15 protein-coding genes and 1 tRNA gene are annotated in these 12,138 nt (G+C 67.0%); 9 read left to right on the top strand and 7 right to left on the bottom strand.

Going from position 1 to position 12,138, the window contains the following annotated elements; translation table 11 throughout:
* Nucleotides 1-27: 27 nt before the first annotated feature.
* The gene (locus AC0HI0_RS42615) at nucleotides 28-594 is read left to right on the top strand and encodes a DUF3558 family protein (protein ID WP_480929140.1); all 567 of its coding nucleotides are present in this window, start codon (nucleotides 28-30) and stop codon (nucleotides 592-594) included.
* Here AC0HI0_RS42615 and AC0HI0_RS42610 read toward each other — a convergent pair.
* On the bottom strand, nucleotides 560-1,738 hold the full coding sequence (locus tag AC0HI0_RS42610; protein WP_480929139.1) for an MFS transporter: 1,179 nt from the start codon (nucleotides 1,736-1,738) through the stop codon (nucleotides 560-562). The two genes, AC0HI0_RS42615 and AC0HI0_RS42610, sit on opposite strands and share 35 nt — an antisense overlap.
* Nucleotides 1,739-1,799: 61 nt before the next feature.
* Here AC0HI0_RS42610 and AC0HI0_RS42605 point away from each other — a divergent pair, with 61 nt between their 5' ends.
* The 3 genes from AC0HI0_RS42605 (at nucleotide 1,800) to AC0HI0_RS42595 (ending at nucleotide 4,729) form a co-directional block, all read left to right on the top strand.
* Nucleotides 1,800-2,831, top strand: a complete 1,032-nt coding sequence (locus AC0HI0_RS42605; protein WP_480929138.1) for a LacI family DNA-binding transcriptional regulator — start codon at nucleotides 1,800-1,802, stop codon at nucleotides 2,829-2,831.
* A gap of 126 nt (nucleotides 2,832-2,957) precedes the next feature.
* Nucleotides 2,958-3,030: transfer RNA gene (locus AC0HI0_RS42600), tRNA-Arg, on the top strand.
* A 112-nt stretch (nucleotides 3,031-3,142) separates the two neighbouring features.
* Nucleotides 3,143-4,729, top strand: coding sequence for a tyrosine-type recombinase/integrase (locus AC0HI0_RS42595; protein ID WP_480929137.1), 1,587 nt, complete (start codon nucleotides 3,143-3,145; stop codon nucleotides 4,727-4,729).
* Nucleotides 4,730-4,736: 7 nt separating this feature from the next.
* Here AC0HI0_RS42595 and AC0HI0_RS42590 read toward each other — a convergent pair whose 3' ends face one another.
* On the bottom strand, nucleotides 4,737-5,894 hold the full coding sequence (locus AC0HI0_RS42590) for an NsdA family TPR-like regulatory protein (RefSeq protein WP_480929136.1): 1,158 nt from the start codon (nucleotides 5,892-5,894) through the stop codon (nucleotides 4,737-4,739).
* Between the two features lie 143 nt (nucleotides 5,895-6,037).
* On the opposite strand from AC0HI0_RS42590, the gene AC0HI0_RS42585 reads away from it, so the two are divergent.
* The 4 genes from AC0HI0_RS42585 to AC0HI0_RS42570 are packed head-to-tail and all read left to right on the top strand — an operon-like array spanning nucleotide 6,038 to nucleotide 7,398.
* Complete coding sequence (locus AC0HI0_RS42585) at nucleotides 6,038-6,301, top strand: hypothetical protein (protein ID WP_480929135.1); 264 nt, start codon at nucleotides 6,038-6,040, stop codon at nucleotides 6,299-6,301.
* Nucleotides 6,298-6,621: a hypothetical protein gene (locus AC0HI0_RS42580; RefSeq protein WP_480929134.1), complete on the top strand. Its 324-nt coding sequence runs from the start codon at nucleotides 6,298-6,300 to the stop codon at nucleotides 6,619-6,621. The genes AC0HI0_RS42585 and AC0HI0_RS42580 overlap by 4 nt, the downstream gene beginning before the upstream one ends.
* Entirely contained in the window at nucleotides 6,618-7,142 is a 525-nt protein-coding gene (locus AC0HI0_RS42575) for a bifunctional DNA primase/polymerase (protein WP_480929133.1), read from the top strand. The genes AC0HI0_RS42580 and AC0HI0_RS42575 overlap by 4 nt, the downstream gene beginning before the upstream one ends.
* A 25-nt stretch (nucleotides 7,143-7,167) precedes the next feature.
* Nucleotides 7,168-7,398, top strand: a complete 231-nt coding sequence (locus AC0HI0_RS42570) for a transcriptional regulator (protein WP_480929132.1) — start codon at nucleotides 7,168-7,170, stop codon at nucleotides 7,396-7,398.
* A gap of 173 nt (nucleotides 7,399-7,571) precedes the next feature.
* On the opposite strand, the gene AC0HI0_RS42565 is transcribed toward AC0HI0_RS42570, so the two are convergent.
* From AC0HI0_RS42565 to AC0HI0_RS42545, 5 genes are read right to left on the bottom strand one after another with little or no spacing between them, the layout of a single operon-like run.
* The gene (locus AC0HI0_RS42565) at nucleotides 7,572-9,722 is read right to left on the bottom strand and encodes a cell division protein FtsK (RefSeq protein WP_480929131.1); all 2,151 of its coding nucleotides are present in this window, start codon (nucleotides 9,720-9,722) and stop codon (nucleotides 7,572-7,574) included.
* Complete coding sequence (locus AC0HI0_RS42560) at nucleotides 9,719-10,531, bottom strand: hypothetical protein (protein WP_480934513.1); 813 nt, start codon at nucleotides 10,529-10,531, stop codon at nucleotides 9,719-9,721. The genes AC0HI0_RS42565 and AC0HI0_RS42560 overlap by 4 nt, the downstream gene beginning before the upstream one ends.
* Nucleotides 10,532-10,545: 14 nt before the next feature.
* Complete coding sequence (locus tag AC0HI0_RS42555; RefSeq protein ID WP_480929130.1) at nucleotides 10,546-10,875, bottom strand: hypothetical protein; 330 nt, start codon at nucleotides 10,873-10,875, stop codon at nucleotides 10,546-10,548.
* Nucleotides 10,872-11,207 carry a WhiB family transcriptional regulator gene (locus AC0HI0_RS42550; protein ID WP_480929129.1) on the bottom strand — a complete coding sequence of 112 codons (336 nt, stop codon included), beginning with the start codon at nucleotides 11,205-11,207 and terminating at the stop codon, nucleotides 10,872-10,874. Before AC0HI0_RS42550 ends, AC0HI0_RS42555 begins: the two co-directional genes overlap by 4 nt.
* On the bottom strand, nucleotides 11,204-11,485 hold the full coding sequence (locus AC0HI0_RS42545; protein WP_480929128.1) for a helix-turn-helix domain-containing protein: 282 nt from the start codon (nucleotides 11,483-11,485) through the stop codon (nucleotides 11,204-11,206). Before AC0HI0_RS42545 ends, AC0HI0_RS42550 begins: the two co-directional genes overlap by 4 nt.
* Before the next feature lie 151 nt (nucleotides 11,486-11,636).
* Here AC0HI0_RS42545 and AC0HI0_RS42540 point away from each other — a divergent pair, with 151 nt between their 5' ends.
* The gene (locus tag AC0HI0_RS42540; RefSeq protein WP_480929127.1) at nucleotides 11,637-12,011 is read left to right on the top strand and encodes a helix-turn-helix domain-containing protein; all 375 of its coding nucleotides are present in this window, start codon (nucleotides 11,637-11,639) and stop codon (nucleotides 12,009-12,011) included.
* Nucleotides 12,012-12,138: the final 127 nt, after the last annotated feature.

The raw sequence follows: 12,138 nt of genomic DNA, 5'->3' as shown, positions 1-12,138 counted from the left end.
TGATCGCACCGACTACCGTTGCGCTTCGTGACCAGCTCTCGCACGTGGGTCGTGCTGGCCCTCTCCGCGCTCGTCTTGACCGGGTGCAGCTACACCGTCAACGGCGACCCGTTGCCCGAGGCCGGCGTCACACCCGCGAACAGCACGACCACCCCATCGGCCGCGTCCGACGGGACGCCGAAGATCGCCAAACAACGGTCCGTGGCGGGCGTGGATCCGTGCAAGCTGCTCACGACGGACGATCTGAAGCCGGTCGGCGCGATGACCCGCGAACCCGCGCGGCGCGACGACCAGATCCAGGAGTCGTGCCAGTTCGTGTTCGACGGCGCGAGCGTCGTCACCGCGCTCTACCAGAAGTACGAGCACGTGCGGCAGCGGCAGACCAAGGGCCGTGAGGTGCTTGTGGAGGGTCACTCGTCGTGGGTGTCGTGCGACCAGGACGGCAACGCGATGGTGTGCACCACTACGACCGCCGTGAACCCCAACCGCAGCATCCTGGTCGCGATGACGTTGGTCGGCGGTAAGGGCGAGCAGATGGTCGCGACGCTGCAACCGTTGGTCAAGGCCGCGCTGAACCGGCTGCCTCCAGCCTGAGTTCACGGGCGCGCGCCCGGTCGGCCAGCCACACCGTGGGCACGATCAGAGCGATGACCAGCGCGATGACGCCCAGGGCGACGCTCAACGAGCTGGCGTGCGCGATCGCGCCCATGGCCGGCGGGCCGATCAGGAAGCCGGTGTAGGCGACGGTCGTCACCAGGCCGATCTCGCGTTCGCCGCCGGTGCCGTCGGCTCGCTTGCCCGCGTCGCCCGCCAGGTCCATCACCACCGGGAAGCAGAACGCCAGGCCGAGCCCGGCCAGCGCGAAGCCGACGAACCCGGCGGCCGGGGCCTCGACCAGCACGGTCAGCCCGATCCCGCCCGCCGCGACCACCGCGCCCGCGCCGAGCAGCCGGTACGGGCCCAGCCGGCGCTGCACCGGTTCGCCGACCAGCCGGGCGACGACCATCGCCACGGAGAAGCCCGCGTAGGCCGCGGCGGCGACGGCCTCGGTGAGGTCGCGCTCGCGGACGAAGAACAGCGTCGACCAGTCCGCCGACGCGCCCTCGGCGATCGCGGAGAGCACGGTGATGCCCGCGAGCAGCCACAGCAGCGGGCGGCGCAGCACGGAACGGTCCTCGGTGCGCTCGCGGGCCGGCTCGCCGGTCGCGCCGGGCACCGAGCGGACCACGGCGGCCATCGCCAGCGCGCCGATCACCGCGACGACCACGAGGTGCGTGCGCAGGCCCCACCCCGCCGCCGACGCGCCCGCCGCGCCCAGCGAGCCCACCAGGCCGCCGACGCTGAACCCGGCGTGGAACTGGGGCATCAGCGGGCGGTCCAGCGCGCGGGACGCGGCGACGGCGGCGACGTTCATGCCGACGTCCAGCGCCGCGCCGCAACCGCCCAGGACGAACAGGTTGAGGCCGAGGTGCAGCGGCGAGCCGGCGAGCGAGAGGGCCGGCACGGCCAGCACGGTGACGATCGCGCCGATCACGATCAGCCGGCGCGCGCCGACCGTCGCGCACAGACGGGCCGCGAACGGCGCGGTGAGCGCGAGACCGATGCTGGAGCCGAGCAGCGCCAGGCCCAGGGTCGCCTCGTTGGCGCCCACCTGTGCGGCGAGCGTCGGCATCCGGGCAGCCCAGGACAAGAACACGGCCCCGTTGAAGAGGAACACTGTGAAGACCGCGAGGCGCATGGGGAGAGTTTGACTGAAGCGCTTCAGAACATCCACCGGGTCCGCTGGTTAATCTCGTCACGTGGACCGTCCCCGCAAGCCGACCCTCGACACCGTGGCCAGCGCGGTAGGGGTGTCGCGCGCGACGGTCTCCAACGCGTACAACCGGCCCGACCAGCTGTCGGCGTCACTGCGCGAACGGATCCTGGAGACCGCGGCGTCGATCGGCTACACGGGCCCCGACCCCGTTGCGCGCAGCCTCGCCACGCGGCACAGCGCGGCCGTCGGGTTCATGCTCGCGCAGCCGCTGTCGGCGGCGTTCTCCGATCCGGCGGTGTCGATCGTGCTCGACGGGCTCGCGTCCACCGTCGACGGCCACGACCACTGCCTGGTGCTGATGCCCGGAGGAGCCGACGGCGGACCTCGGCCGTCGACCGTGGCACGGGCGCAAGCGGACGTCGTGGTGGCGTACTCACTGCCCGACGACGCACCCGCGCTGGACGTCGTAAAGGCGCGCGGACTGCCGTTGGTGGTGATCGACCAGCCTGTGCTGCCGGACACCGCACGGGTCGAGGTGGACGACATGGGCGGGGCGCGGATGGCCGCAGCGCACCTGTGGGCGCTCGGGCACCGCCGGTTCGGGGTGCTGACGTTCGGACTGGGCACGGGCTACCTCGGCGACCGGGAGGGCACGTTCCGGGTGGCCCGCGACCGCCTGGCCGGGTACCGGGACGTGGTGGGCGCGGCACCGGTGTGGGAGTGCGCCGGGAGCAACCGCACGATGGGCCGCGCGGGCGCGCGGGAACTGCTCTCCTCGACGCCCCGGCCGACGGCGCTGCTGTGCGCGTCGGACGAACTGGCGTTCGGCGCGCTCCAGGCGGCGCGTGACCTAGGTCTCCGAGTTCCGTCGCAACTGTCGGTAGTGGGCTTCGACGACGTGCCGGAGGCCGAGCACACGGAGCCCCCGCTGACTACCGTGCGTCAACCTTTGACCGAAAAAGGCCGTCGAGCAGGCGAACTGGCCCTTCGTTTGCTGGCCGGAGGCAGACCCGGCGAGCCGACGAGACTCCCCGTTTCCCTCGTCGAACGCGACTCAACCGCTCCTCTAACGTGATCCACATCACTTTTCGGCCAACTTGATCACTCTTCCGGTGCCTGGACGGAAACGGTCCACGTCTTCCGGACGATGTGTCCGGTGGGGCGGCTACGCTGCTACAGCGCGTGGTCAACAGCCCCTCCAGCCTCCGTAGCTCAGTGGAGAGAGCGAGGGACTTCTAATCCCGAGGTCGCAGGTTCGAATCCTGCCGGGGGCGCTGGCTTGAAAGCCCCCTGACCTGCAATGACAGGTCAGGGGGAATCCTGAGGTGAGTCATCGCTAGCTCACGTAGAGCCACACATGGAGCCAATCGGCGCTACACTGGCTCCATGAGCGCTGCCAAGGCTCGCAAGAAGACCAAGCAACGGGGCGAGATCCTGACCCTCCCCAGCGGCTCCCTGAAGGTGCGCGTGTACGCGGGTATCGACCCGCTGACCGGCAAGAAGAACTTCCTGACGGAGACCTTGCCGCGCACGACGCCGAACCTCGAACGCGAGGCTGAGCGGGTCCGGACCAAGCTCCTCAACCAGGTGGACGAGCGGCGGGCACCCCGCGTCCGGGCCACCGTGAACATGCTCTTCGACAAGTACGAAGAGTCCCTTGACCGGACGGTCGAGCGCACGACGGCCATCGGCTACCGCCGCAACATCAGGCTCCACATCCGCCCGCTGCTCGGGCACTTGCAGATCGGTAAGCAGCTCGACGGAGAGACGCTCGACTCGTTCGACGCGATCCTCATGCAGTGCTCGCTGCACTGCGGCGGCAAGGGCGGGTTCATCGAGCACCGGATGACCGACGACCACGAGTGCACCGACAAGTGCCGGAAGCACGAGTGCCGGGGGCTGTCGAACTCCACGATCCTCAAGATCCACTCGTGCCTGAACAGCGCGTTGGAGATGGCGCTCCGCTGGGACTGGATATCGGTCAACCCGATGGCCAAGGCGAAGCAGCCGACCGCGCCGAAACCGAAGCCGAGTCCGCCGACGCCCGAAGAGGCCGCTGCCATCGTCAACGACGCGTTCCACGACGTCTCGTGGGGCATGTTCCTCTGGTTGGCCATGGTCACGGGCGCTCGACGTGGCGAGTTGTGCGCCACTTCACTCGACAACCTCGACCTGGTCCGGCAGACGCTGTTCCTCAAGACCTCCATTGCGCAGGAGGGCGGCGAGACTTGGGAGAAGGACCTCAAGGACCACCAACAACGGCGAGTCGCGCTGGACGACGTGACGGTCCAACTCCTGAAGGCGTACCTGAAGGTCTGCGAAGACCTCGCTGCGGAGATGGGGCAGAAGCTGAGCCGGAAGGGCCGGATCTTCTCGAACGAGCCGGACCACAGCGCGTACGTCAAACCCGACTCCATGACCCAGCGCTACTCACGTATGTGCGCCCGGTTGGGGATCGTGTCGAAGTTGCACGCCCTGCGGCACTACACCGTCAGCGAGCTGATCGTGGCCGGCGTCGACGTCCGCACGATCGCCGGTCGTGTGGGCCACAGCGGCGGCGGAAGCACCACCCTGCGGGTCTATGCCGCGTGGAGTTCCGAAGCCGACCAGAGGGCTTCTCAGACCCTCACAGGCAGGATGCCGGCGGTGCCCTTGACCGTCGATGACGGCGGCAGCCCAGTATCGACGCTCGAACGCAAGATCACCGGTCCCTACCTCCAGATTGCGGCCGACTTCCGTGGGGCGATCGCGTGCGGTGCGCTCCGGCCGGGCGACCTGCTTCCCACTGTCACCGAGATCCGCGATCGCTACGGAGTCTCCGCCGGTACCGCGAACCGCGCCGTGGCCGAACTGAAGGCCGCAGGTCTGGTCACGGCCAGTCGAGGCAAGCGAGCCGTGGTGCTAGACCCCGCGCAGACGTCACAAGCGGATGCTGACGTCGTGCAGATCAGGCACCGAAGCGCCGAGAAGTAACCGCCGGTCACCCCACACCCTGAAGCCTCCGACGCTGCCGCACCGAGCCGACCTGCACAGCGAGAAGCCGCGCACGTTCGGCATGAGCTGACGCCTCTACAGATTCACCGTTGGTCGTGAGCACCTGCACCAAGTCGACTCGTAGCGCCGTCTCCGCACGAGCGAACGTCGGATCAAGCCGGTCGAGCACTCCCGTGAGCACATCGATCGCTTCGGCATCTCGTAGCCGCGCGAGAGCACTTCCCCGCCACCGAGTCAGGTGCGTGTGGTCGAAGACCAGGTACGACTCCCCCAACCCAGTAGGACACTCGTCAATCGAGCGTGCCGCGTTGTCAAACGCGCGCGCACTGCCAGCCTTGTCCCCGTGTGCGGCGAGTGCTTCGCCGTGACCAGCCATGAGCCACGAATTGAGCAGACCCGACGAGTTGTCGCGTGCGACCGCGCAGGCGTGGCCGGTCAATTCGACGGCTGAGCCGGTGTCGCCGATATCCAGCAGCACGACCGCTTGACCAGCACAGGCGTACGCCTCAAGCGCAGGCGACTCAGCAACCCAAGCCGCGCTCCGTGCCCCTTCGTAGTGTTTCCACGACTCGCCGATCAACCCTTGGTCCAAGGACTGCCAGCCGGCCAGTGTCGAGGCGTCGACCAACACCTTGGCGAGACTTGTCCGTGCTCGGTGATCAAGCATGTGGGCGAGAAGCCGCCACATCTGGTTGATCTGCTCCCGCAACTCCCCCAGCAATGTCGCCGCCCCCAGCCTCCGGTCGATGACTCGGGTGAGGTCCAGTTTTTGCTGAAGCAGCGAGATCGTCTGGTCGTCAACGGCACGGCTGGACGCCAGTCGAGTTCGCAGCTCCAACACTTCGCCAGACCACTCGGGGCGTTCCGGTTCGGAGTTCGTGACAGGCGAGAGCAACTGATCAAGAGAGACTCCGAACAGCTCTTCGAGAAGTCTCCGGGTAGAGCTGCGGACCGCTCCGAGTTCCTGCCCATCCTCCCTGCGCCCGACGATCAGTCGACGGATGTGCCGGGGGCTGAGGGTGGCGTTGATCCCCCTCTTTCGAGCAAGGTCCTCCGCCTCTTCGCTCAGCTCCTCGGCTGTCTGCCCGCGTTGCCGCAACAGCTCCCCGAGGAGTGTCCTCGATCGTTCGTGCCCCGTCCTCATCCGCAGACCTCCAACCAACGATGTCAGCGCCGATCAGTGTAGGGCCATCGAGGGCCGAATAAGTCCACACCTGGTCATTTACCTGAATTGGATCACGAGAGACGCTGACATCGGCGCAACCTCTCAACCGGGTGGTGAGGACCGTGGTTCAGGAAGCACAGGGGTTCGACTGGATGGGGATCATCCTGTTCGTGGTCTGGCTGGTGCTGCCACCGCTGTACGTCGCGGTCATCGGTCGGCACTACGTCCAGCGGTGTCAGGAAAGCGCCGAAACAGCCATGTGGACACGTGACGAGCTGCGCGAGGCGCAAGACCTGTTGAGGGACTTCGAAGAGGCCCTTGCAGCCCACCTACGGAAGCTGAACTCACGGGAGTCCCGGCCGGACAGCCACGGAAGGAAGTCATGACCACGACAACGGTGCAGAAGACCAGCGAGTCGCCATCGTTCCCAGAAGCTCAGTTCAGCGACTTGATTCGAGGGATGGTCATCGACCACGCACCTCGATTGTTCGCTGTGATACAGGAGTACGGCGTACGCGAGGACGCACGGGTCAGCGCGTGGGGCATGGCGTTCCCGGACCATGTCGAAGCAGTGTCGGCCGAAGGCACGTTCCGCATGGGCAGCGCGTCAGCCGAGAGCTTGTTGCGGATGTTCGACGCTCCAGACGTGACGACTCGCCTGATGTGGATGGACCAGGTCTGTACCGAGAACGCGGACTCGGCATGACCACTCCCCTCCAGTGCGCTCTCGATTGCGCGGACCGCGAGTGGCCTGTCATTCCTGGTGCGGCCTGGCTTGACGACAACTACGTGGATCCTGTGCTTGGTCATGAGCGGGATGCGCTGGCGTTGTGCCCGCCGGACATGGCGACGACCGATGAGGACTTGGTCAAGGCGTGGTGGCCGGTACTCCCGAGTCGGCTGACCAGGTCCGTGTTGGTCGTGACTCAGGAGAACCTTGTGGCGGTGACCGTCGATCTGGAACGCGCAGAGCGGGTCGTCAACCACAAGACGTTCCTTGCCGACCCGACCCCTGTAGTCGCCATGGCGACGTGGGAGCAACGGGAAGAGGCGACCTTCCTGCTGTCCTCCTCACGTGGGTTGTCAGGCGAGACGGTTGCCCCGGTGTGGGCGACGGTCCCGCTGCCGCCGGCTGTCGTAGAGACACGAGCAACACGGTGGTTGTGCCCCATGGACAGGTGCGAGTCGTTGATGGCTGGGGAGCAGCTCGCCTGGCTGCTGAGGTGACCTGCCCGCACCGGGAGGGGTGTCGATGTCCTGGACAGTCAGGCTGCGGGTACAGGCTTTCGAGCGCGCCGCTCTCCGTACCGAGTTCAGGTCGCAGTACGCGTTGGCGAACGCCATGCAGGTCGAGCGTTCGACGCTGATGCGGGTGCTGAACGGCGAGCTTCGACCGGGTCCGGCGTTCATCGGCGGAGCGCTGGTGGCGTTGAGCCCGATGGGCTTCGAGGAACTGTTCGAGGTAGTGCCGAAGACTCTGTGACGGGTGTCCCCGTAGGGCGCGCTCTCGGCGAGGGCGCGCCCCACGGGCGTTCAGGGACAGGTGAGACAGGCTGTCAGTCCCCGTCCCACCTGTCACAGTACAACGTTTCCCCTGGTAGAGACAGTTTCGGGCCTGTCACAGGCAGTGGGACGGGTTGGAGTGCCTGTGACGGGTCAGCGATCATCGACATCCGCGCCTTCATCCCTGCATCGAGTGACCGCGTCTCTGATCTCAGTGATCAGGTAGCCGCGTACCTGGCGGGCACCGCCTTCGGTGACGATCCGGTCGCGCTTGGGCCTGCACCCGAGGTCGCCCATCTGCAAGCCGAACGCGGTCGGCTCCACCTCCAGCGCTGCAACGAGTTCAGCAGTCGGCACGAACTCCCGCCCACCTGGTTCGAGGTCGTCTCCCAGGTAGTCCACTACAGATGCGAGGGGTTCAGGCAGCTCCATCCGTTCGGAGTCATCAGCTACAACGCCCACCACGTGTGCCACGGCCGTGTGATCAAGTCTCGGCCGAGTGTCCTCTCCGGCCGCGTGCCCGCTCAGCGTTCCCGCCGCTTCCCGGAGTGCCCGGCCCTGTTCGCAGATGGCGCGCCAGTCCTCATTGGGCATGTAGTAGGTGCGCACAGTCGTAGCCAACACGTCGGCACCTGTGTTGGTCTCGCCGTCCGGCCTGAGGATGCCGACGCCCTTGTGCGACGCTAGAAGCCGACTGCTGTCGTAGCCGCGCGTGTTCATCTGTTCGCCCAAAACGATGTTGCTGTCCCTCCAGTCCATGACGCGCAGAGCGAACCGCGATCCCAGCACCGCCCGGAGGTTGCTCGGGATGGTCTTGCTGTCCGGCCGCTGGGTCGCCAGCACGAGCACGATCCCAGCCGCCGGACCCTTGCGGGCAAGCCACGTCAGCAGCTCGCCCACGTACTCCCCCGCATTGAGGCGTTTCCCCTGCACCACCAACGGTGTCCGGTCTTCGAGAGGGACCTGTACCTCGTCAACGAAGATCGCCGTTATCGGCATGTCCAACTGGCGGTCACGGGACATGGCGGGGGTGATCTTCGACTCGGGGCACACTCGATCATCGAGATCCTGCATCCGGCGGTAGCGACCCTGTACCTCACCAACGAGTTCCACCAACCAGTCCACGAACATCTGGACGTGCTCCGACTCGTCGCCGGACATGAACCGGTGGGCTACCTGCGCAGAGGCGTACCAGTCCTTCCCGGACTTGAAATCAGCGATGTAGAGCCGCGTAAACGGGTCCAAGACGAGTCCCGCCGCTGCCAGCCTCGCCGCGAACGTCTTGCCTTGCCGTGGGATGGCCCCAACTAGCAACGATGTCCACACCAACGACAGGTTGACCGGTCGCAGACGTGCGTCCCTTCCGAACGGGACTGACTGCCACGCGTCCCACTGCTGGACGTTCAGCAGCGGCGTGCTCATTGGAGCAGTGCCGTAAGGATCATCATCCGCCACCCACAACGCGACCCGCCCCGCGTGGCCACCGTTGCCGCGAACGCGCTCCACGATGAGCTGCACCTCATCGACGGCCAAGGCGGACGCCAACGCCTCACGATTCTTGATCACGTCAGCAGCCTTACGTGTGGCCGGCAGGTCAACCGTCACCGCCCACCCGTCTCCCTGGCGCGTGGAACGCTCGACCAGGCGCAGCGACTCGTCCTTGCCGATGAGCTTCGCGTCCCTGAACGCGTCCACGAGCCCTTGCGCGTCCATCGTCCACGTCAAGGTGCGCGGTCCAGAAAGCACGGGCCGACGTCCCGGTGAACCGTCCTTGCGTCGACCGAACACGGCCAACGCCACCGCAACCGCACCTCCGCCGATCCACAGCACCTGATGCCCGTACACGAGATCAAGCACCGCGACCGCCACAGCGAGCGCGCCGCACACCACTCCGGTGACCTTCCACCGGAACAAGGTCAACGCCCGGATGTCCTGGAACTTGTCCGCCAACTTGTCGGACGCCTCCGCAGCCTCCCGGTAGTCGGCAACCCGAACCCACGACCTCCACCTACGTGCCGCGACGACCAACCCCCGTGCCACAGCCCCCAACATCCGCCATGGCGATCGCACGACAGCAGCCACTGCGTCCTTGATCGCCTGTGCGGCAATCCGACGCGACTTCAGGACAGCGGGCACGCGCGGTGAACGCAGCCACCAGCCCACCGCACGTCGCCACCAGTCCGTTCGTGAACGCTTCGGTCCGTCGTTCACGAACTCACCCTCAAGGACTGCGTTCACGAGTTCGCCGGACGGTCGTCGGACCGGTAGCGCATCACCGTTCACGGCGTTGCAGCGCCCGTTCACGACGCACTTCCACGGCCGTCGATCTGACGTGCGAGCGTGGCTGCCAACCGCGACGACAGACCCCTAGAGCAACCCGTCACCTCCCGAACCCACGCGGGCGTCACTGTGGTTTCTGGTGCCCACGCGGCCCGTGCGGTCGCCAAGTACGCGCCGAACGACGTCCGCCCCGTCGCCCTCGTGGCGGACGTCGTCGAGCTGCCACCGCCGTTCCCGACCGCCACTCCGGAACCATCCGCCGCAGCCGGTGTCGTCTGGCGCGTGTCCATGAACGCGACCGACACCGCTTCGGTCAGCTTGTCCCGTAGATCGGTGACCGCCTCCGCAGCCACGAACACCACCAGCGGCGGCACGGAGTGCAGCACGATCCCGGACAGCGAACCGGCCGCGTACGACGCCCACGTGTTCATCACGTAGGTGGCTGCCAGCGTGAACCACTTCGCCCGCCGCACCCACGGCCCCGTGCGCACCTGATACCGCGCGGTCACCTGCTCGGCGCGCAGGATCGCCAACAACACCAGAGACACGGTCGGATCGAGCAGCCACGCGGCCATCCACTGCAACGACCAGGCGGCCGAGTCCCCGGCCGCGAAACGTTGGACGGTGGTCATCGTGAAGCCGAGTCCCAACACGATCCCAACCCAGCACAACCGGTCCACCTGTGCCCGGACCCGCTCGACGCGCAAGGCCACCACGTCCGGCCGGGCCTGGTGCTGCCGCAGCAACGCCGCCGCTGCCGCTTCGCGTGCGAGTCCGTTCGCATCGTCTGCGTGGGTGGCGGGTGGCCGCCCGAAGGCGACCACCCTCCCCACACCCTTCGGGGTGTTCACCGACGACCACCCCGACGCCGTGCACCGTCCACCGCAGTCACCGTCAACGCCTTCGTCAGCGTGTAACCGGCGAACAGCGCGGGCAGCCCCAACACCACCCACAGCAGAGTGGAGTCCTGGCCGTGGGTGATCACCAACCACTGCACACCAACGATGCCCCCGGCCGCGAAGAGCACCCGACTCGTGAGCGACAACAGCCGGGCACCCGACCGTGCAGCGTCAGCGGTGGCCCGGGCGCGCCGCGAACCAGCACGCCACACCATCACCAACGTCAACAGCACGCCCAGACCGGCCAACACCTGGGTAGCCGTCAGCTCGACCGTCATGACAACGACCCCCTCTCGCCACCCATCCGACCGCGCCGCGCGAACCACACCCGGTGCAGCGCGTCGAAGTCCGCATCGGACAACCCGCTGCACACCCCTCCGCTGTACGGACCCGGCGTGCGCAGCTCTAGCTCCAGACAGGCCCGCCACACCGGGCACCCCACAGTCGAGGGCACGGCCAAGCCGTCCTGAAACACCGGGGCCGTCTCCGGACCGTAGAGCCACACGCACTCCGCGCCCAGAATCACGATCTCCAAGACCACGTCATCCGGGACCTTGGCCAGCCGATCCAAGTCGGCGGCAATCGCTTCGAACCGGTCATCGACGTTCACCACGAGGCACCTCCGGTGACTCGTGCCATCTCCCGCGCCGTACGCCGTTCAGCAGCTATGGCAGCCACGTCGACAACGCCGCCGGACTCGACGGCCCGCCGAACCATCTCTTCGACCGCACGAGCGGGGACGACGTACCGGGTGCGTACACGGACGGCCGGGAACGCGCCGTCGTTGATGGCCCGGTACAGGGTGGAACGGTCGATGCGCATCAGCCGTGCGGCCTCAGGCACCGTGTAGAACGTCGGCGAACTTTCGCCTGCGCAGTTGGTACTCATTGGTCACGCCTCCGAAAGACTGATTTCACCGGTCCGGAGCGCTGACATAAGCGGTGATTAGGCGTCAAAGACCGCTGATGTCATTCATAACCCCGTAATCGGCCTGAACTCCGCGCTAACGTCGGCGCTGAGGCGGAGCACGGAGGCGGACGTGGAAGAGGATTGGTCGGCAGTCGCGGAGGCGGTCAACGCCCGCGCGGCTGAGCTGGCGCTGAAGCAGCGGGAACTGGCGGAGAAGTCGGGCGTCTCGCTGGCGATCGTCCGAGAGATCCAGCAGGGCCGAATCCAGCGGCGTCGCAACCCGCGAACCCTCGAAGCGCTCTCGATAGCGCTCGACTGGCACCCGCAGCACTTGACGGCCGTACTGACCGGCCAGGCCCCGCCGGACGCGGACCCGACTCCCACCCACGCCGAAAACCCGGTCATCCCGCTGCTGAACACGATAATCCGAGAGATCCGCGGACTCCGTGCCCAACTCGGAACACTGACCAATCGACTCGACGAAGGACCACGTCGGAAGGAGTAGACCGCAGTACCGGTCTGGCGGTTTCGCTGTCGCTTCCATGACAACAGCAGACCGCTGGACAGGGGGTACAAATAATTGCCAGCGGCTAACCCACCAGGTGTTAGGTGGAGTTAAGTCCGCAGGTCAC

The organism is Saccharothrix sp. NBAS 001, from assembly GCF_056640475.1.
Note: the sequence above shows the minus strand (reverse complement) of the source record. Positions and strands in the feature narration are given on the sequence as shown.